The organism is Nocardioides sp. WJ219 (assembly GCF_058559815.1).
The window spans coordinates 1-19,197 of sequence record NZ_JBZUJV010000008.1 but is presented as its reverse complement, the minus strand read 5'-3'; the positions used below and the strand labels follow the sequence as shown (position 1 = coordinate 19,197).

The 19,197-nt window shown below is 72.9% G+C and carries 20 protein-coding genes; 8 read left to right on the top strand and 12 right to left on the bottom strand.

Annotated features, from left to right (window positions below; translation table 11 throughout):
- Positions 1 to 82: 82 nt before the first annotated feature.
- The 6 genes from AC4MBH_RS17825 to AC4MBH_RS17800 form a co-directional block, all read right to left on the bottom strand.
- Complete coding sequence (locus AC4MBH_RS17825; protein ID WP_491796540.1) at positions 83 to 1,546, bottom strand: aldehyde dehydrogenase; 1,464 nt, start codon at positions 1,544 to 1,546, stop codon at positions 83 to 85.
- Positions 1,543 to 2,151: a nuclear transport factor 2 family protein gene (locus AC4MBH_RS17820; protein WP_491796538.1), complete on the bottom strand. Its 609-nt coding sequence runs from the start codon at positions 2,149 to 2,151 to the stop codon at positions 1,543 to 1,545. Before AC4MBH_RS17820 ends, AC4MBH_RS17825 begins: the two co-directional genes overlap by 4 nt.
- Before the next feature lie 3 nt (positions 2,152 to 2,154).
- Complete coding sequence (locus AC4MBH_RS17815) at positions 2,155 to 2,352, bottom strand: ferredoxin (RefSeq protein WP_491796536.1); 198 nt, start codon at positions 2,350 to 2,352, stop codon at positions 2,155 to 2,157.
- A gap of 91 nt (positions 2,353 to 2,443) precedes the next feature.
- Positions 2,444 to 3,793 carry a cytochrome P450 gene (locus tag AC4MBH_RS17810; protein WP_491796534.1) on the bottom strand — a complete coding sequence of 450 codons (1,350 nt, stop codon included), beginning with the start codon at positions 3,791 to 3,793 and terminating at the stop codon, positions 2,444 to 2,446.
- Positions 3,790 to 5,025, bottom strand: a complete 1,236-nt coding sequence (locus tag AC4MBH_RS17805) for a cytochrome P450 (RefSeq protein WP_491796532.1) — start codon at positions 5,023 to 5,025, stop codon at positions 3,790 to 3,792. The genes AC4MBH_RS17810 and AC4MBH_RS17805 overlap by 4 nt, the downstream gene beginning before the upstream one ends.
- A 389-nt stretch (positions 5,026 to 5,414) precedes the next feature.
- Positions 5,415 to 6,653, bottom strand: a complete 1,239-nt coding sequence (locus AC4MBH_RS17800) for a hypothetical protein (RefSeq protein ID WP_491796530.1) — start codon at positions 6,651 to 6,653, stop codon at positions 5,415 to 5,417.
- Positions 6,654 to 6,840: 187 nt separating this feature from the next.
- Between AC4MBH_RS17800 and AC4MBH_RS17795 the strand changes: the two genes are divergently transcribed.
- Together AC4MBH_RS17795 and AC4MBH_RS17790 are read left to right on the top strand one after the other, a co-directional pair.
- Positions 6,841 to 7,152: a response regulator transcription factor gene (locus AC4MBH_RS17795; RefSeq protein ID WP_491796528.1), complete on the top strand. Its 312-nt coding sequence runs from the start codon at positions 6,841 to 6,843 to the stop codon at positions 7,150 to 7,152.
- Between the two features lie 94 nt (positions 7,153 to 7,246).
- Positions 7,247 to 7,393 (top strand): hypothetical protein, encoded by a 147-nt coding sequence (locus tag AC4MBH_RS17790; RefSeq protein WP_491796526.1) that lies wholly within the window; start codon positions 7,247 to 7,249, stop codon positions 7,391 to 7,393.
- 6 nt (positions 7,394 to 7,399) lie between these two features.
- Here AC4MBH_RS17790 and AC4MBH_RS17785 read toward each other — a convergent pair whose 3' ends face one another.
- The gene (locus AC4MBH_RS17785; RefSeq protein ID WP_491796524.1) at positions 7,400 to 8,272 is read right to left on the bottom strand and encodes a bile acid:sodium symporter family protein; all 873 of its coding nucleotides are present in this window, start codon (positions 8,270 to 8,272) and stop codon (positions 7,400 to 7,402) included.
- Positions 8,273 to 8,451: 179 nt separating this feature from the next.
- Between AC4MBH_RS17785 and AC4MBH_RS17780 the strand changes: the two genes are divergently transcribed.
- Positions 8,452 to 8,772 carry a helix-turn-helix domain-containing protein gene (locus tag AC4MBH_RS17780; RefSeq protein WP_491796522.1) on the top strand — a complete coding sequence of 107 codons (321 nt, stop codon included), beginning with the start codon at positions 8,452 to 8,454 and terminating at the stop codon, positions 8,770 to 8,772.
- A 261-nt stretch (positions 8,773 to 9,033) separates the two neighbouring features.
- Positions 9,034 to 12,606: a 5'-nucleotidase C-terminal domain-containing protein gene (locus tag AC4MBH_RS17775; RefSeq protein ID WP_491796520.1), complete on the top strand. Its 3,573-nt coding sequence runs from the start codon at positions 9,034 to 9,036 to the stop codon at positions 12,604 to 12,606.
- Positions 12,607 to 13,796: 1,190 nt separating this feature from the next.
- On the opposite strand, the gene AC4MBH_RS17770 is transcribed toward AC4MBH_RS17775, so the two are convergent.
- The 4 genes from AC4MBH_RS17770 to AC4MBH_RS17755 form a co-directional block, all read right to left on the bottom strand.
- Complete coding sequence (locus AC4MBH_RS17770; RefSeq protein ID WP_491796518.1) at positions 13,797 to 14,468, bottom strand: GAF and ANTAR domain-containing protein; 672 nt, start codon at positions 14,466 to 14,468, stop codon at positions 13,797 to 13,799.
- An 83-nt stretch (positions 14,469 to 14,551) separates the two neighbouring features.
- Positions 14,552 to 14,818 carry a hypothetical protein gene (locus AC4MBH_RS17765; protein WP_491796517.1) on the bottom strand — a complete coding sequence of 89 codons (267 nt, stop codon included), beginning with the start codon at positions 14,816 to 14,818 and terminating at the stop codon, positions 14,552 to 14,554.
- A complete protein-coding gene (locus tag AC4MBH_RS17760) occupies positions 14,815 to 15,273 on the bottom strand; it encodes a hypothetical protein (RefSeq protein WP_491796515.1) in 459 nt (152 codons plus the stop codon). Before AC4MBH_RS17760 ends, AC4MBH_RS17765 begins: the two co-directional genes overlap by 4 nt.
- 21 nt (positions 15,274 to 15,294) lie before the next feature.
- Entirely contained in the window at positions 15,295 to 15,711 is a 417-nt protein-coding gene (locus AC4MBH_RS17755; RefSeq protein ID WP_491796514.1) for a MarR family transcriptional regulator, read from the bottom strand.
- Between the two features lie 134 nt (positions 15,712 to 15,845).
- On the opposite strand from AC4MBH_RS17755, the gene AC4MBH_RS17750 reads away from it, so the two are divergent.
- The gene (locus AC4MBH_RS17750) at positions 15,846 to 16,076 is read left to right on the top strand and encodes a hypothetical protein (protein ID WP_491796512.1); all 231 of its coding nucleotides are present in this window, start codon (positions 15,846 to 15,848) and stop codon (positions 16,074 to 16,076) included.
- Between the two features lie 36 nt (positions 16,077 to 16,112).
- On the opposite strand, the gene AC4MBH_RS17745 is transcribed toward AC4MBH_RS17750, so the two are convergent.
- Entirely contained in the window at positions 16,113 to 16,781 is a 669-nt protein-coding gene (locus AC4MBH_RS17745) for a winged helix-turn-helix transcriptional regulator (RefSeq protein ID WP_491796511.1), read from the bottom strand.
- A gap of 78 nt (positions 16,782 to 16,859) precedes the next feature.
- Between AC4MBH_RS17745 and AC4MBH_RS17740 the strand changes: the two genes are divergently transcribed.
- The 3 genes from AC4MBH_RS17740 to AC4MBH_RS17730 are packed head-to-tail and all read left to right on the top strand — an operon-like array spanning position 16,860 to position 19,065.
- Positions 16,860 to 17,300 carry a VOC family protein gene (locus AC4MBH_RS17740; protein ID WP_491796510.1) on the top strand — a complete coding sequence of 147 codons (441 nt, stop codon included), beginning with the start codon at positions 16,860 to 16,862 and terminating at the stop codon, positions 17,298 to 17,300.
- Between the two features lie 38 nt (positions 17,301 to 17,338).
- On the top strand, positions 17,339 to 17,587 hold the full coding sequence (locus AC4MBH_RS17735; RefSeq protein ID WP_491796508.1) for a hypothetical protein: 249 nt from the start codon (positions 17,339 to 17,341) through the stop codon (positions 17,585 to 17,587).
- A gap of 5 nt (positions 17,588 to 17,592) precedes the next feature.
- A complete protein-coding gene (locus tag AC4MBH_RS17730) occupies positions 17,593 to 19,065 on the top strand; it encodes a dihydrolipoyl dehydrogenase family protein (RefSeq protein WP_491796506.1) in 1,473 nt (490 codons plus the stop codon).
- The last annotated feature ends 132 nt before the right edge of the window (positions 19,066 to 19,197 follow it).

Genomic DNA, 19,197 nt, shown 5'->3' with positions numbered 1-19,197 from the left:
TCTGCTGGGTGTGGATCACGGTTCCCGACGCTGGTCGAGGAGGTTGCGCTGGCAACCGTCTCGAGACCACCTGCCGCAACGCTCACGCCGGGAACGCCAGCGTCTTCGTCTCCAGGTACTCCTCGAACCCCGCGACCCCCATCTCGCGGCCGACACCGGACTGCTTGTAGCCGCCGAACGGCGCGTCGGGGCTGAACCACACGCCGCCGTTGACGGCGAGCGTGCCGGTGCGGATGCGGGCGGCGACGGCACCGGCCCGTTCGAGCGAGGCCGAGTCGACCGAGCCCGACAGGCCGTACGGCGAGTCGTTGGCGATCCGGACGGCGTCGTCGTCGCCGTCGTGCGGGATCACCACGAGCACGGGGCCGAAGATCTCCTCCTGCGCCAGGCGCGAGGTGTTGTCGAGGCCGGCGACGACGGTCGGCTCCACCCAGTAGCCGGGCCGGTCGATCACCGAGCCGCCGGTGGCGAAGGTGCCGCCCTCCTCGACGGCGAGCCGCAAGTAGGACTCGACCCGGTCCCGCTGCGCCTGCGAGATGACCGGTCCGCAGATGGTGCCGGGGTCGGCGGGGTCCTTCGCGCCGATGGAGGCCATCGTCGCCGCCGCGACCTGCACGGCCTTGTCGTACCGCTCCCGCGGCACGACGAGCCGGGTGGTGATCGCGCAGCCCTGGCCGGCGTGGATGCAGGCGGCGAACGCCGTCGCGCCGGCGACGGCGGCGACGTCGGCGTCGTCGAGGGCGATCGCCGCCGACTTGCCGCCGAGCTCGAGGAACACCTTCTTCAGCGTGGGCGCGGCGGCGGCCATGATCGCGCGGCCGGTCGCGGTGGACCCGGTGAAGGAGACCATGTCGACGCGCGGGTCGCTGCTCAGCACCGCGGCGACCTCGGTGGACGACGGCGTGACGACGTTGAGCACGCCCGGCGGCAGGTCGGTGTGCTCGGCGACCAGCCGGCCGAGCTCGCAGGCCACCCACGGGGTGTCGGGCGCCGGCTTGAGGACGACGGTGCAACCGGCCGCCAGCGCCGGGCCGACCTTGGCGAGGTTGATTTGCGTCGGCACGTTCCAGGGGGTGATCGCGGCGACGACGCCGACGGGCTCGCGGCGCACGGTCCGCCGCGACGCGATGCCCATCGGCGCGGCGACCCCGAGGTCGGTCTCGAACGCGTAGGACTCCGCCAGGTCGGTGACCCAGCGCAGCCCCTCGACGGGCACGTCGAACCCGGCCGCGCCCATCATGAAGTCGGGCATCCCGACCTCGGCGCGGGTCAGCGCCCGGACGTCGTCGGCGTGCTCGAGCAGCGCCGCGTGCAGCTGGCGCAGGCAGCGCACCCGCAGCCCGACGTCGGTCGACCAGGAGGTCTCGTCGAACGCCCGCCGAGCCGCGGCGATCGCGGCCTCGACGTCGTCGGCGGTCGAGTCGGGCGCGCGGCCGATCTCCTCACCCGTGGCCGGGTCGAGGATGGGGTACGTCGCCCCTCCGCTCGCCGGACCCAGCCTGCCGTCGACGAGCTGCTGGGCGGCCGGCGTGGTCAGCGCGGTCACGGGGTCGGCGCCTGGGTCACGAAGTCGCCGCGCTCCACCGGGGGCGGCCAGACCGTCGAGGGCAGGTCGGCGGCGTGGTAGTGCCCGGGGACGCCGTGGCCGAACACCTTCAGGCGCGCACGGAGGCTGTCGGGCGCCTTGCCGGACTCGAGCACCTCCCCCATCGTGTGGGCCATCGCACCGAAGTCGAACCAGTCGCGCTGCCAGGCGATCTTGGCGGCGCCGTCGGCCTGGCGCTCCAGGCCGAACCAGCTGCCGCCGATCCCCGGCACCTCGAGCTCGCGCCCGCTCGCGTCGTCAGTGATGCCCGAGCGCTGCTTCCAGAACCCGACGACCATGCCGGTCCGGTCGTCGATGACCGTCGCCACGTAGTCGTAGTGCCAGCCGTCGAAGCCGTCCATCTCGATGCCGATGGCCCACTCGCGGATCTGCTCGCGCCCCACGGCCATGAAGTGCTCGTCAGGGGTGAGCATCCAGCCGTAGGTGGCGTCCTCGGCGTACCAGTCGGCCATCACGCGCCAGTCGCCGGTGCGCTCGGCGTCGCGGTTGACCTGGAGCCAGGTCTCCCAGAACTCCTCGATCTCCGCGCGCGTCAGGTCACCCATCGCCTACTCCTCCTCGAGCGCCAGCGCCATCGCTGGGCAGTACTGCACGGCGGCCGCGACCTGCGCCCGCCGGGACTCCGCTGGGTGCTCGTCGAGCACCGTCACCAGGTCGGCGGCCACGTCGAACCCGAACACCCCCGGCGCCTCCCCCTGGCACATCTGGTGCCCCTGGCACAGCCCCAGGTCGGCCACCACCCTCATCCCGCCGCTCCGAGGTGTGGTCGCGGAACGGTTGCCAGCGCAGACCCCACGGTGGTCGAGGAAGGCGCGCTGGCGCCTGTCTCGAGATCACTCACGTCATTCTCCGGCGGTACCGCACCCGGCACGGCTGGGCGAGCTGGATCACCATCTTGGAGACGTCGTCGCGGTAGTCCTCCGACGGCTGCGTCATCTCGAACTCGTAGTCGCGCAGGACCACCGAGAAGATCGCCTTGAGCTGCATCATCGCGAACGCGTTGCCGACGCAGCGGTGCTTGCCGGCGCCGAACGGGATCCAGGTCCAGCGGTGCTGCAGGTCGGCCTGGTGCGGATCGAGGTAGCGGCCGGGGTCGAAGGCGTCGGGGTCGGGGAAGTCCTCGGCGATCCGGTTGGAGACCCGGGGCGAGGCGGCGACCATCGTGCCGGGCGCGATGGCGTGCCCGGCGAGCTCGATCTCCTCCTGCACCACCCGCAGCAGGATGATCAGCGGCGGGTGCAGGCGCAGCGTCTCCTTGAGCGAGGCCTCCAGGTGCGGGATCGAGCGCAGCGCCTGGAAGGAGATCTCCGAGCCGTCGGCGTACAGGTCGTCGAGCTCGGCGACCACGTCGGCCATCACCTCGGGGTGGCGCACCAGCTCGATCAGCGCCCACGCGGCGGTGCCGGAGGAGGTGTGGTGGCCGGCGAACATCATCGAGATGAAGATGCCGGTGATGTGGTCGGCGGTCATGTCGATCGAGATCAGCACGTCGAGCAGGTCCCGCTCGTCCTTGGGCACCGTGCCGCGCTCCCGGCGGCGGTCGATGATGTCCTGCACCAGCGCGACGAGCGCTTCGCGGGCGGCGTCGCGCACCCGGAACGACTCGATGTCGAGGTAGGGATCGACGTAGGCCAGCGCGTCGGTGCCGCGCTCGAGGTCGTGGTAGTGCCGGGCGAACCGCTCGTCGAGCTCCTCGCGGAACGGCTTGCCGATCAGGCACGACGACGTCGTGTAGATGGTCAGCTCGGCGAACCAGTCGAGCAGGTCGATCTCGCCCTCGTCGCCCCATCCGGCGACCATCCGGCGGACCTCCGCCTCGATCGTCGAGGCGTGCCCGCGCATCATGTCGCCGCGCAGGGCCTGGTTCTTCAGCATCTGCTGGCGCTCCTCGGGCGAGGCGTCGAAGACGACGCCCTTGCCGAAGATCGGCGTCATGAACGGGTACGCCGCCGCCTGGTCGAGCGTCGAGTCGGGCGCCCGGAAGAACTGCTCGTTGGCCGCGGCACCCGAGACCAGCACGACGTCGCGCTCGGCCAGCCGGAACCGTCCGATGTCGCCGCACTCGTCGCGCACTCGCTGGAACAGCCCGATCGGGTCGACCCGCATCTCGGCGAGGTGGCCGTACCCGTCGTCCGGGACGGCGTAGGAGACCTCGGGGACGTCGGCCAGGTCGGGTGCGCGCGTCATGAGGCCCTCCGGTCGACTCGGATCGGGAGCCGGGCGAAGCCCCGGACGTTGGTGGAGTGGACGCGCACCGACCGCGCGAGGTCAACCTCGATGCCGTCGACCCGGCGCACCAGCTCGGCGAGCACCACCCGCGCCTCGAGCCGCGCCAGGTTGGCGCCGAGGCAGAAGTGGCGACCGCCGCCGAAGCTGAGGATCTGGCCGAGCTCGGCCTTGTCGCGGTGCACGTCGTAGGCCGTCGGGTCGCGGAAGACCCGCTCGTCGCGGTTGGCCGAGCCCAGCAGCACCAGCAGCTTGGCGCCGGCGGGCGCGGTGCGGCCGTGCAGCGCGACGTCGGCGCGGAGGTGGCGGGCGAGGAGCTGCGACGACGTGTCGTGGCGCAGCGTCTCCTCGATCCACGGCGCCACCAGCGCGTCGGGGTCGGCGAACACCTCGGCCAGCTGGCCGGGGTGGGCGGCGAGGTGGTGGACGGCGTTGCCGAGGAGCTTGGTGGTGGTCTCGTTGCCGGCCACCACCATCAGGAAGAGGAACGCGATGATCTCGTGGTCGGCGAGCCGGTCGCCGTCGACCTCGGCGACCAGCAGCGCCGAGGTGAGGTCGTCGCCCGGGTGCCTGCGGCGCTCGGCCAGCAGGTCGGTGTAGTAGCCGAACAGCGTCATCGCCGCGTCCATCCCGGCAGGCGGGACGTCGTGCAGGCCGTCCTCACGGTGCACCAGGAGGTCGGAGAGCCGGCGTACCTCGTCGCGGTCGGCCTCGGGCACGCCCATCATCTCGGAGATGACGTCCATCGGCAGGAGTGCGGAGAAGTCGGTGATCCAGTCGAGCTCGTCGCCGTCGGCCAGGGCCCGGTCGAGGTAGCGGTCGGTCAGGCCCTGCACCTGCGGCAGCAGCTCGCGCACCCGCCGCGGCGTGAACGCCCGCGACACCAGCGACCGGACCCGGGCCTGCTCCGGCGCGTCGAGGGCCAGGAACGACATCACCCGGTGCGCCTCGGGGTGCCACGCCGACCGGTCGAGGCTGACGCCCATCCGGTTGGAGTACGTCGCGTCGTCCCGCAGCGCGGCCGCCACGTCGGCGTGCCGCGACAGCACCCAGAAGTCGTGCTCGGCGTTGTGGTGCAGCGGGTCCTCGTCGCGCAGCCGCTGGTACGTCGGGTACGGGTCGTCCTGGGTCGCGTAGTCGTAGGGGTCGAACACGAGGCCCGCTGCGACCTCACCGGACACCTGACTGGACACGTGTCCATTCTGTACGTCGACGGGTCGGTGTCAAGGTCCACGGCGGTGGTGGTCTCGAGACAGGCGCTAGCGCGCCTTCCTCCACCACCGGTGACGCACCGACAGCGACCACGCTGGTCGAGGAGGCCGGCCACGGCCGTCTCGAGACCACGACCCCACGCTGGTCGAGGAGGCCGGCCACGGCCGTCTCGAGACCACCACCCCACGCTGGTCGAGGAGGCCGGCCACGGCCGTCTCGAGACCACCACCCCACGCTGGTCGAGGAGGCCGGCCACGGCCGTCTCGAGACCACTACCCCACGCTGGTCGAGCCGGGCGAGCGCCAGCGAGCCCGAGTCGAGACCCGGCGAGGTGACCGGCCGTCGTACGACGCACTATCGGCGAGGTGCGTCAGACCACCGTGAGCGGCAGCGCCCGGCGCGGCTCGAACTCCCACTCGGCGCCGGTGGAGAAGCGGGTCACGGCGACCTCGTCGGCGACCGCGCGTTCCTCGCCGACGACGACCCGCACCCGCCACTCGTCGGCGTCGCCGGTGACCGTCACGGCGTAGCGCGGGTCGACGGCGTGCACCGCAGCGTCGAGGGCGGCCGACCAGTGCGGACCGAGCAGCGCGAGCCAGCCGCCGTCGGCGTGCGCGGCCGAGCGTCGTACGACGAGCGCGTCGCCGTCGACCTGCGCGTCGACGTAGGCCGTGGGACCGAGCATCGGCAGGAGCCGCAGCACCTCCAGCGCGTCGGCGGGGCCGCCCCCGAGACCGAGGGCACGTCGCAGGCGGGCGGCGGCGACGCCGGCCACCCCGATGAGCTGCTTGTGCAGGATGGTCGTCAGCTGCTCGTCGTCGGCGGCCCGGGCGCGGACCGCCTGGACGAAGGACAGGTCGAGCAGCTGCATCTGCAGGCAGAGCTCGTCGGCGATGCGCACCAGTGCCGAGTGCGAGAACTCCTCGGTGGGGAGGTCCGACATCACCTGGCCGGTGTAGTCGCTGCGCCCCTCCTCGGCCGGGTCGACCGGCGCCAGCGCCAGCGTCGCCGCCCGGGTCGCCCGGATCGCGGCCAGCCCCGGCAGGTCCTGCGCCTCGGGATGGCTCGCGTCGATGGTCACGGTCCAGTGGCAGGCGACGCCGGCGCGCGGGGCGTCGTACGGCGGACGGTGGAGGGGCCGGATCTGCGCCCGGCGGTTGGTGGCGACGGCAGTGGCGTCGAAGGTCGGGTCCTCGATGTCGTGGCACATCGCGCGGACGTAGTCCTCGCCCATCGGCTGCACGTCGGCGAGCGCCCCGCAGTGGTCGAGCCAGAACTCCCCGCGCCACCGGTCGCGGACCTCGAACCGGAAGTCGAGGAACTGGTGCGGCGCCCCGATGTCGAGCTGGAGGCCCTTGAAGATCGTCGGTACGTCGTCACCGACGAACCCGAGCGCCTGCTGCATGCGCCGGGTGTAGACCGGGCTCGCGCAGCCCCACTCCTCGATGGCCACCTGGGCCATCTCCTCGCGGCCGAAGGCCGAGATGCACCACGCCATGCCGGACCGGTCGATGAGCTGACCGACCAGCAGCAGCTCGCGGACCAGCCCCGCCAGCTCGCCCCGGGACAGGTGCGCGTAGGCCGACCTGGGAGACAGGTGTTCAGACACGTGTCCAGGATCGGCGCCGGGCTCGGCGGGTGTCAACGCACACCCCCACCCCGCACGATCACCCGTTGGAATGGGATTCAAACCTCTGGGCGCGGAGAAAGGACGGGGAGAACGGCTCACCCCCCACCGAGGCGCACCTGGCGCACGCCGGCCAGGCCGACGCAGAACGAAGGAAAGGAACCACCCCATGTCCGACGTGCTCCGCGCCCCCGCCCGCCGCCAGCCCGCGCCGGCCGGTCCCACCGCCACGCTCGACGACCTCTCGCCGCGCGAGCTCGACGTGCTCCGGTTGATCGTCAACGGCTACTCCAACGACGAGATCGCCCGCGAGCTCTACATCACCATCAACACCGTGAAGACCTTCATCCGCACGGCCTACCGCAAGATCGGTGCGACCAAGCGGACTCAGGCGGTCATCTGGGGCTTTACCCAGGGCCTGCTCGACGACGGCACCGCCGCCGCCAGCACCGCCGCGGACACCGCGGAGGACGCGGCGTGATCCGCCGACTGGTCACCCGCCTGGTGATGGGCACGCCGACGCGACGGGGAGAGACGCCGTTCGTCGACGAGTGCTGGTGGGAGAGGTCGCCCGGATGAGCGTCGCCGCAGACCACGGGGTGCTCGACCAGCAGGCCCGGAGCCGCTCCTCCGAACCGGCTGGCGACTCGATGATCGGGCTGGCCCTGCTCTGGGTCGGCCCCCTCCTCGCCTTCCTGGTCGCCCTCGTCGTCGGGTGGTGACGCCGGTCAGGCGACCGTCGCCCGCCGGGCGTGCAGCCGGGTGACCGTGACTCCGAACGCCGTCGCCAGGACGTACATCAGGATCGAGTAGACCGCGCTCGGGATCGCGACCTCGGTGCTGTCGAGGACGCTGAGCGCGATCGTCAGCGCGACGGTCGTGTTGTGGATGCCGACCTCCATCGAGCTGGCGATCGCCTGGGCCTCGTCGAGGCGCAGCACCTTGGCGCCGGCGTAGCCGAGCGTGAGGCTGGCCAGGCAGAACAACCCGGTCACCAGGCCGACCTGCTGGGCGTAGTCGGCAATGTTCTCGCGCTCGCCGAGGATCGCGCCCACCGAGACCGCGACCAGGACGACGATCGAGAACACCCGGACGGGCCGGTCGGCCCGCGCGGCGACGTCGGCCGACCGGTGCCGCACGACCATGCCGATGGCCACCGGCACCAGCACGATGGCGATCACCTGCAACACCTTGCCGACCTGCAGGCCGAGCTCGCCGTCGGCGCCGAAGTGGTCGATCGCGAGGTTGGTGATCAGGGGGATCGTGACCGCGGCGATCACCGAGTTGATCGCGGTCAGGGTGATGTTGAGCGCGACGTCGCCACCGAAGAGGTGGCTGAACAGGTTGGCCGTGGTGCCGCCCGGCGAGGCCGCGAGCAGCATCACGCCCACCGCCAGCAGCGGGTCGAGGTCGAACGCCGTCACGAGCCCGAACGCCACCAGCGGCAGCACCAGCACCTGCAGCCCGAGCGCGACCGCCACCGCCTTGGGGGTGCGCGCCACCCGGCGGAAGTCGTCGACCGTGAGGGAGAGACCGAGCCCGAACATGATGATGGCCAGGGCGACCGGGAGGCCGACGGTGATCAGGGCCGAGTCGTTCATCCGCGCAGTCAAGCAGCACCGGGCGCCACGTGGCGGGCACCGGACGGAACGGCCCACGGGCCCCGCGGGGCGCCGGTCGACCAGGATCACCCGATGGGGTGGTTAGTCGCGCCGGAAGCGGGGCAGGAAACAGGGTCGAGACACCCCCAGGTACAGCCCGACCCAGAGGAGTCCTACCCATGACGATCGAGGCTCAACCCACCACCTATCGCGAACCCGCACCGGCGATCCGTGCGTTCGACATCGACGCCGACGACCTGAGCGCCCGGGAGCGGGACGTCCTGGAGCTGATCGCCGCCGGCCTCAGCAACCAGGAGATCGCCGAGCACCTCTACGTGAGCATCAACTCGGTGAAGACCTACATCCGGGCGGCCTACCGCAAGATCGGCGTGGAGCGCCGGTCGCAGGCCGTCGTGTGGGCCGTGCAGCACGGCCTGCTGAAGATCCCGGGCGTCACCATCGTCGTCGACGAGCAGCTGACCGACCCGGACGCGGCGTGATCCGGCTGCGCCTGGCGCGCCTGGGCATGGGCCGGCGACCGTCCCTGCGGGTCCTCTGACCGCTCGACCTCGGCACGAGCCGACCCCGACCGCTGGGAACGGGCCACAGCGGCGGTCGGCTTTGGTCGCCTGGCACGGACACGAGTCACATTCGTGAACTGATGTCCAGATGTCGGAACCAGTTTCGACATGGCGAATCGCAACGCCTACCGTGCTGCCTACTGTGGCGCGCGTCACAGGCACGTCCGCGAGGAGCCCACCGTGACCCGTCCATCCTCCCGCGCCGCCCGGCGCGGTCTCCACCTCCTGCTGAGCGCCGGGTGCCTGGTCGTCGGCCTCGTCGGCGCCGGGACGGCGCCCGTCCTCGCGGCGCCCGGCGCACCGGCCGCGGCTGCCGCCGTCGGTGACGACGTCATCGCCTGGGTCGAGGTCGAGGACGGGGTGATCAGCGGCGGGGCGGCCGGCCCGCCGGCCCTCAACTCCGGTGACCACAGCAACTTCTCCGGCACCGGGTCCTACACGTTCCGCGAGACCGGGATGATGTCGACGATGACCGTGACCGCCCCGGCGGCCGGCGTCTACCCGATCCACGTCCGCTACGCCGCGGGCCCCCTCGGCCCCGACGAGAACATCACCCGCTCGATCGGGCTGCTCACCAACGGCGGCGCCCGCCAGCAGATGGCCCTGCCGATGACCAGCCAGCAGGACTGGGAGACGTGGCGGTTCGTGACGTACTCGGTGACGCTCGACCAGGGCACCAACACCGTCGCCATCCAGTGCGACCGCGGCACCGACTTCTGCCGCCTCAACTTCGACGCCATCCAGGTCGGCGGCACCGCGCCCGACCCGTGTGCCGCGGCGCCCACCGAGCCCGGCTACACCCCGCTGTTCGACGGCACGTTCGCGACCTTCGACGGGTGGCGCAAGGCCGGCTCCGGCGGGTTCGGCCGGCAGACCGACTGCTCCATCCAGAGCATCCGCGGCCGGGGCGCCGAGTGGTTCACCCAGCAGCAGTCGGCGCCGTACACGCTCCGGCTCGACTGGCGACGCCAGGCGGCCAACGACGAGTCGAGCGTCTACCTGGCGTCCCGGAGCCGCGGCGGGGCCGACCCCGTGGGCGGCTTCCGGATCCCGATCGGCACCGCCACCGGTGCCGTCGTGCCCACCGGTGGCACCACCCAGCCCGCCGACCAGGCCGCGCTCGCCCGGGCGCTGCGCCCGGTCGGGCAGTGGAACACCTACACGATCCGGCTGACGACCACCCAGGTCCGGGTCCACCTCAACGGCACCCTGATCACCACCTACACCAGCCCGTCGCCCATCCCCGCGGCCGGCTTCATCGGGCTGGAGAACCGGGGCCCCGGCCACGACGTCAACTTCAAGAACATCCAGCTCAAGCCCGGCGTCGCCCCCGACACCCGGGAGATCCAGGTCCTCGGCACCAACGACCTCCACGGCCGCCTGCTCCCCGACGGCACCCGGGCCGGCGTCGCGGTGCTCGCCGGCGCCGTCAAGCAGCTGCGCGCACAGAACCCCGACACCGTCTTCGCCGCGGCCGGCGACCTCGTCGGCGGCTCGACGTTCGAGTCCCACGTCCAGGACGACGAGCCCACCATCGACGCGCTCGACGAGGCCGGCCTCGACGTCTCCGCCGTGGGCAGCCACGAGCTCGACCGCGGGTACGCCGACCTCGCCGGGCGGATCTCCGACCACGCCGACTGGGCGTACGTCGCCGCCAACGTGCGCCGCAGGAGCGACGGCTCGCACGCACTGGCACCGTCGTGGACCAAGAGCTTCGGCGACGTCGAGGTCGGCTTCGTGGGTGCGGTGACCGAGGACCTGCCGTCGCTGGTCTCCCCCGCCGGCATCGCCGACATCACCGTCACCGACGTCGTGGAGGAGGTCAACGCGGCCGCCGAGGACCTCGTGACCGACGGCGCCGACGTGGTCGTGCTGCTGGTGCACGAGGGTGCGTCCGGGACCGACCTGGCCTCCGCCACCGACGACTCGACGTTCGGGCAGATCGTCACCGGCGTCGACGCCACCGTCGACGCGATCATCTCCGGGCGCACCCACCGCACCTACAACCACTCGGTCCCGGTCCAGGAGTGGATCGACCAAGGACGCTCGGTGACCGAGCGCCCGGTCGTCTCGGCCGGCCAGCACGGCACCCACCTCAACCAGCTCGAGTTCACCGTCGACACCGCGAGCGGCGAGGTCGTGGCGAAGAGCCAGGCGCTCCTGCCGCTGGTCACCACCCCGGCCTACCCGGCCGACCCCGACACGCAGGCGATCGTCGACGCGGCCGTCGTCCGCGCCGACGAGCTCGGCGCCCGCCGGCTGGGCACGCTGGCGGCGCCGCTCGACCGGGCCCGGCTCGCCGGGGGCGCCGAGACCCCCGGGGGCGAGTCGGCCCTGGGCAACCTGGTGGCGGAGGCCCAGCGGTGGGCGACCCGCGCCCCCGAGTCCGGGGCGGCGCAGATCGCGTTCGTGAGCCCGACCCGGCTGCGCGCCGACCTGGCCGGAGACCCGGGCGGCTACCCGGCGACCCTGACCTACCGCCAGGCCTCCCTCGTGCAGCCCGACGCCGACCCGCTCGTCACCATGCGGCTCACCGGCCAGCAGGTCCGGACCGTGCTCGAGCAGCAGTGGCGGGGCGACACCGGCGGCCCGGCGTTCGTCCACCTCGGCACCTCGACCGGGTTCCGCTACACCTACGACCCGACCGCCGCGTCCGGCTCGCGGGTCACCGGCATGTGGCTCGACGACGTGGCCCTCACGCCGTCGGCGACCTACGCGGTGACGGTCAGCTCGTTCCTCGCCTCCGGCGGCGACGGCTTCCCGGCGTTCACCGGTGGCTCCGGCACCCGCGAGACCGGTCGCGTCGACATGACCGCCCTGCTCGACTACCTCGGAACCCACGCCGGCGGCAGCCCGCTCGCGGCCGACCCCACGCAGCACTCCGTGGGCGTGTCGTTCCCGAGCGGCGCCCCGACGTCGTACGCACCGGGCAGCAGCCTCGACGTCGACCTGACGTCGCTGGCCTTCTCGACGCCCTCCGACCCGAGGGACACCGCGGTGGAGGCCTCGCTCGACGGCCGGTCGCTCGGCTCGTTCGCGGTCGACCACGCGACCGGCGACGGCACGGCCGCCGTCCGGGCGACCATCCCCGCCGACGCGGACGCCGGGCCGGCGACGGTCACGGTCGTCGGCACCACCACCGGCACCACGGTGCGGCTCCCGATCACGGTCGCCGTCCCGGTCCGGGCTCGCTCGGCCACCGCGGTGAGCGTCGCCCCGGCCGCCACGGTCGGACGCGGCACGACGGTGTCGGTGACGGTCGCCTCGGTCGGCAGCACCCCGACCGGACGCGTCGAGCTGTCCGTGGGTGGCACCCCGGTGTCGACGGTGACCCTGCGCGACGGCCGGGCCACCACGACCATCGGACCGTTCGGCCGGGTCGGCCGCCAGACCGTCCGCGCCCGCTACCTCGGCAACGCCACCACCCACCCGAGCAGCAGTGCCGCCGCGACGGTCACGGTCCGGCGCGCCACGCCGACGGTGCGGGTCGACGTACGACCGACGGCGCCGCGGGCCGGGTCGCGGGCCACGCTCACGATCGCGGTCCGGGCTCCCGGGCTGACCCCCACCGGCCGGGCGACGGTCACGATCGGCGGCCGGACCTACGCCGGCACCCTGCGGCGCGGCACGGTCATCGTGCGCCCCGCGCCCTTCGCCCGGCCGGGCCCGGCCCGCGCGGTCGTCCGCTACCTCGGCGACGCCCGCACCGCGCCGGCCTCGACCTCCACGACGTTCCGCGTGCGGAGGCCGTAACCGGGTCGAGAACCCTCCCGCCCCGCTGTTTGAGGCGGGAGAGCCCGCTCCCTCCCGGGATGGAACCCCGTAGGGAGCCACGGGGGGAACCTCTGTCCGGTGCCCAGCCGTGCCGGGTCCATGCGAACGACGGTGCTCGAGGCCGACGCTGGTCGAGCCGGCGAGACCGGGCGAGGTGCGCACGTTGCGGGTGGTCAGCACCCACGCTGGTCGAGCCGGGCGAGCGCCAGCGAGCCCGAGTCGAGACCCGGCGAGCCGAGGCACCCTGCGGGAGTGGTCTCGAGACGGCCGTGGCCGGCCTCCTCGACCACCGTTTGTGACGGTGGGTGCCTACCTTGCGGGGGTCTCGACTCGCGGAGACTTCGTCCCCGCGGCTCGACCACCGACGGTGACCCACGCTGGTCGAGCCGGGCGAGCGCCAGCGAGCCCGAGTCGAGACCCGGCGAGCCGAGGCACCCTGCGGGAGTGGTCTCGAGACGGCCGTGGCCGGCCTCCTCGACCAGCGTCGGGGACGGCAGGTGCCTACCCTGCGGGAGGTCTCGACTCGCGGAGACTTCGTCCCCGCGGCTCGACCACCGTCGGTGTCCCACGCTGGTCGAGCCGGGCGAGCGCCAGCGAGCCCGAGTCGAGACCCGGCGAGCCGAGGCACCCTGCAGGAGTGGTCTCGAGACGGCCGTAGCCGGCCTCCTCGACCAGCGTCGGTGACGGTAGGTGCCGACCCCGCGGGGGTCTCGACTCGCGGAGACTTCGTCCCCGCGGCTCGACCACAGACGGTGTCCCACGCTGGTCGAGCCGGGCGAGCGCCAGCGAGCCCGAGTCGAGACCCGGCGAGCCGAGGCACCCTGCGGCCGGCCTCCTCGACCAGCCTCGGTGACGGCAGGTGCCGACCCTGCGGGGGTCTCGACTCGCGGAGACTTCGTCCCCGCGGCTCGACCACCGACTATGTCCCACGCTGGTCGAGCCGGGCGAGCGCCAGCGAGCCCGAGTCGAGACCCGGCGAGCCGAGGCACCCTGCGGCCGGCCTCCCCGACCACCGACGGTGACCGGCCGTCGTACGAGCAACGCACCCCGCGGTGGACCGATCTCGTCGTTCTCGTGACGGCGCGGCCGGTGGTGGTCTAAACTGGGGACACCGAGCCTGGGGGACCCGAGACCCCCGGGCTCGGTTCCATTTTTCCGCCGGGGTCGGCTCAGCGGCCCTGCTGCTCGATCAGCTGCTCGGCGACGATCCGGACCTTGGTCTCGGAGTCCTGCGAGAGCCGGGTGAGGAAGCCGAAGGCGCGGGCCTCGTCGAGGTCGTACTTCTCCATGATGATGCCCACCGCCTGCCCGATGCGCTGACGGCTCTGGATCGCGGCGTTCAGGTTGTCGATGTGGCGGGCGTAGTCGAGCGCGGTCGCGGAGTGGTGGGCGAAGAGCATCTCGAGCATCCCGAAGTCCTCGAACGCCCCGGTCCGCCGGGAGTACAGGTTGAGCGCTCCCGTGGATCCCCGGACCTCGAACAACCGGACCCCGGCCTGGGCGTGGACGCCCGCCGCCACGGCGAGCGGCGCGTAGCGCGGGTAGCGGTGGTCGGCGGCGAGGTGGGGCGCGGTGACGTGCTGGGTGTCGGTCGCCGAGTCGTAGCAGGGACCCTCCTGCAGGTCGTACTGCGCGGCGTCGAGGCCGAGGAGGAAGTCGTGCGTGGGGGCGGCGGTCTCGAGACGTCCGTCGTCGTGCTTGACGGTGATGCTGGCGTGGTCGACGTCGGGCAGCACCTCCACCGCCGCCGCGGTGACCTGCGCGAGGGTCTGGTCGAGGTCGCCCGGTCTGAGCGCCGCGGCGAGACGACGGCTCGCAGCCATGAGCTCCGCTGGGTCCATGGGCGCAATGTATCCCCCGTGCCCCGCACCGGCGCCCCCACCCGGACGGGGGTCGGGCGCGGGTCGCTCACCCCTGCCGGGCCTCAGGTACGCCGAGCCTCGCGGCGCACGTTGGCCATCGTCAGCGGGCCGCTGAGCACCGTCAGCAGGGCACCGATCCGGGTGCGCGGCGCCAGGCCGCGCCCGAGCAGCGCCGTGGCGGCCACGGCCAGGTAGAGCGTGCCGTGGGCGGGTCCGAGCAGGCTCGCGACGGTGTCGTCGTGGACGGTCGCGAGGTTGGCGAGCAGCGCGAGGATGCTCACCAGCTCGAGCACCGAGAGCACGGCGAGGGTGCGCAGCAACGGGTTCATACGGCGTAGTCCGATCCGGGACGGACGATCATCAGCACCACGACGACCGCCCACAACAGGTTGAAGACGCCGGCGAGCATCCCGAGCCGCTGCAGCTGCGCTCCGTCGTCGGGGTGGTCGAGCGCCTCGCGCTGGCGCGGCGCGATCTGCAGCGCGAGCAGGCCGCCCGCGGCGGCGGTGAGCACCATCGCGACGATGATCCACACCTCCGTCGTCCGGCCCTGCACCGTCGCGAGCGTCAGCCCGACCACCGGGACCACGATCGCGAGCGTGCCGTAGACCCGGGTGATCCGGTGCAGCGCGCGGGCCGTCGCGGCGCTCCGCTCGGCGCGCCCACCCGGGGCGTCCTCGTCGGTCACCGGCGCGTAGCGGGGGAACAGGCTGACGGTCACGGCCACCGGGCCGACGAAGAGGATGCCGGCCAGGACGTGGACGGACAGCAGCAGCGACTCCATGACCTTCAGGATACCTGAAGGTTAGTCGGGGCTCCTCGGCGGCACGTCGAGCGACCGGAGCGCGGCGACCAGGTCGGGGTGGCGCTCGGCGAACGCCTGGTCGACCTCGGCCACCACGTCGGCCGCCGCCGCCAGCAGCCGCTGCCCCTGCGCCGTGACGCGCAGGGCGGAGGCGGCACCGGCGTGCGCAGTGGCGTCGTCGAGCAGCCCGGCGGCGACGAGTGACGCCGCAGCCGCGTGCGCGCTCTGCACGCTGGTCCGGGAGCGGCGGGCGAGCTCGCTGAACGAGATCCCCGGGGTCGCGCGGACGTGGCCGAGCAGCCCGTACCTGCTCGTCGTCAGGCCGAGCGGCTTGAGGCCCTCGGCCAGCGCCGCCTCCCACACCCGCCCGACCGCCAGCAGGGCGACCGTGGGGCTGAAGGGAGGCGGCTCGGGCACAGGTCCAGGCTATGGCGCAAGGAATCGGGCGCGCTCGACGCCGTCGTCCGGCGCCGCCGTGCCGGGCCGGTCGAGGAGGTCGCGCAGGGTGCTCTCAGCGAGCTGCTCGTGAGTCATCTCGGATCCCCCGTTCAGTGCCCGGCGCTCTGGCCGCCGTCGATGTGGAGGAACTCGCCCGTGACGAAGGGCGACTGCTCGAGGTAGACCACCCCGCGGGCCACGTCGGCCTCGTCGCCACGGCGATCGTCGCCCAGCTCGAGGGCCTGGTGCTGTTCGCGAAGCTGTTCAACGACCCCTCCCAGCTCGACAGCCTGTGGCGCAGCAGCCTCCAGCTGCTGGGCGTGCCCGCCGGGCCTGCGACCTGAGGCACAGCCGGTCAGCACCGATCGCCGACGTGCGGCTCACGCCGTCCGGTCCTCAGCCGGCACCTCGGGGAGCGCGAACCGCGCGAGCAATGCAGCGGCCGCGGCGCGACCACCCTTGACGCTCAGGTCGCCCGACGTGATGGCCTCGGCGAGGGTCCGACGGTCGAACATCACCGCACGGAGCACGGACTCCGCCCCCTCGAGCACCAGCTCGGGGTCGGGGCCCGAGGCCCGCGCCACGCGCATGCGGTCGCCGTCGACCTCCAGGTCGAACGCATCACGGACGAGCACCAGGCGCGCCCGGCCGCGGAACCCACCCCGGGCCGCGGGCACGAAGAGCGCCTCGAGCGCGAGGGCGAACGCGTCGTTGCTCATCTCCGCACCGGGCACGGGCCGCGCGAGCGCCCCCCACCGCGCCATCGCGACCAGCACCGGCTCCAGCGCGCGACCGTGCGCGGTGAGCTCGTACGCCTGGGTGCTCGCGGGCGGCCCGAGGAGCGTGCGTCGGACGACGCCCGCTGCCTCCAGGTCGCGCAGCCGCTGACTGAGGACGTTCTGGCTGATCCCGCGCAGCCCCGCCCGCAGGTCGGTGAACCGCTTCGGCCCGAAGACCAGCTCGCGCACGACCAGCAGGGCCCAGCGCTCGCCGATCACGTCGAGCGAGCGGGAGATACCGCAGGCGTCCTCGTAAGTTCTCGTCCTCACGGGAATAGAGTACGTCCTTCGTACGCTGTGGTCCTACATCGGGATCACACGGTCCTGATTTAGGAGTAAGGATTAGTCATGGAACTCAAGCTCGAAGTCGTCACCCTGCCGGTCTCGGACGTCGACCGCGCCAAGGACTTCTACCAACGCCTCGACTTCCGCCTCGATGCGGACTTCGTCGTCGACGAGGGGTACCGGATCGTCCAGCTCACGCCCCCGGGATCCTCCGCCTCCATCATCTTCGGCTCAGGCACCGTCGGCTCCGGAGCGGGACCGGTAGGGGCGCTGCTCGTCGCCGTGCCCGACATCGAGTCGGCCCGTGCCGACATCGCGGCCCGCGGCATCGAGGTCTCCGAGGTCTTCCACGAGGCCGACCCGTTCGTCCGCAAGGGCGTCGAGCACCGGATCCCCGGCGCCCACCCCGCGCGCGCCAGCTACGGCTCGTACGCGACGTTCACCGACCCCGACGGCAACGGGTGGCTCCTCCAGGAGATCACCGACCGTCTCCCGGGCCGATGAGCACCGCGGCAGCACCGGCAGCACCGGGAGCACGCACGATGGACACCACGACGAACGAGGTCCTCCTCGACCTCCTCACCGCTGCTGCGGCCGCCCACGGCGCCTTCGAGGCCGACGAGCTCGACGGCGTCTACGACGAGGGGTGGCCCGCCTGGTACGCGGCGCACATGGCGAGCGCCCTGGCAGCGCGCGGTCTCCGGCTGATCGCCGACCTCCCCGACCACGTCGACACCGGGGCACCGGCCGCACCTGCCGCACCTGCCGCGCCCCGTCGAGAAGAGCACTGATCACGATGACCACCGCGGACACCACACGGACGCAGGAGTACGACGTCGTCGTCCTGGGCGGAGGTGCGGTGGGCGAGAACGTCGCCGACCGCGCCGTCCAGGGTGGCCTCACGGCCGTCATCGTCGAGCACGAGCTGCTCGGTGGTGAGTGCTCGTACTGGGCGTGCATGCCCTCCAAGGCACTGCTGCGCTCGGCCGCTGCGCTGCGCGCCGCGCGCGCGGTCCCCGGCGCGGCCGAGGCCGTCACCGGCGACCTCGACGTGGACGCCGTGCTCGCTCGACGGGACTCGTTCACGAGCCACTGGTCGGATGCCGGCCAGGTCGCGTGGGCGACGGGCGCAGGGATCGACCTGCTGCGAGGTCACGGGCAGGTCAGCGGCGTCCGGGAGGTCACCGTGCACACGCCGGCCGGCGACACGGTGGTCCTCCGGGCCCGCCACGCCGTCGCCGTCGCGACCGGCTCGGACGCATTCGTCCCCGACATCGAGGGCCTGCGCGACGCCCGACCGTGGACCAGCCGAGAGGCGACCAGCGTGCGAGAGGTGCCCGGCAGCCTCGCCATCATCGGCGGCGGGGTGGTGGCCACGGAGATGGCCACCGCCTACGCCGGCTTCGGGACGCAGGTGACGATCCTCGCGCGCGGGACCCTCCTCGAGGGCATGGAGCCCTTCGCCGGCGAGCGCGTGACCGACGCGCTGCGCGACCAGGGTGTCGACGTACGGCTCGGCACCACGCCGGTGCGGGTCACGCGCCGGGACGACGGGTTCACCGTCGAGACCTCCACCGGGGCGACGGTCGACGCCGAGAAGCTCCTGGTGGCAGCCGGACGCACGCCACGCTCGGTCGACATCGGCCTCGAGACGGTCGGGCTGACGCCCGGCGCCTGGATCGAGACCGACGACACCCTGCGCGTCCCGGGCACCGACTGGCTCTACGCGGTCGGTGACGTCAACCACCGCGCCCTCCTGACCCACCAGAGCAAGTACCAGGCACGTGCGGCGGGCGACGTGATCGTCGCGCGAGCGACCGGCGCCACGGTGTCGGACGCCGTCTGGGGTGCGCACGTCGCGAGCGCCGACCGCGCCGCGGTGCCGCAGGTGACGTTCACCGATCCGGAGGTCGCCTCGGTGGGTCTCACGGCGCAGGCCGCGACGGCCGCCGGGCACCGGGTGCGCGCCGTCGACCACGACATCGGCCGGGTGGCGGGCGCGAGCCTGCACGCCGAGGCCTACTCCGGCCAGGCCCGCCTGGTCGTGGACGAGGACCGCTCGGTCGTGCTGGGCGCCACGTTCGTCGGCCCCGACGTCGCCGAGCTGCTCCAGGCCGCCACGATCGCGATCGTGGGCGAGGTCCCGCTCGACCGGCTCTGGCACGCCGTGCCGGCGTACCCCACGGTGAACGAGATCTGGCTCCGCCTCCTCGAGACCTACGGACGTCAGAGCGCCGAGCCACGGACCTCGCGCGCACCCGTGACCTGACGCCCAAACGCGTGACGGTCCGCCCCGCTCACCCCTCCCTCATCAACCCCTCATCAACCCCTCCCCGGCCGCGGGGGGGGGGGGGCGGACCACACAAGGAGAGCAGACCAAAAACCAAAAAAACCAAAAACC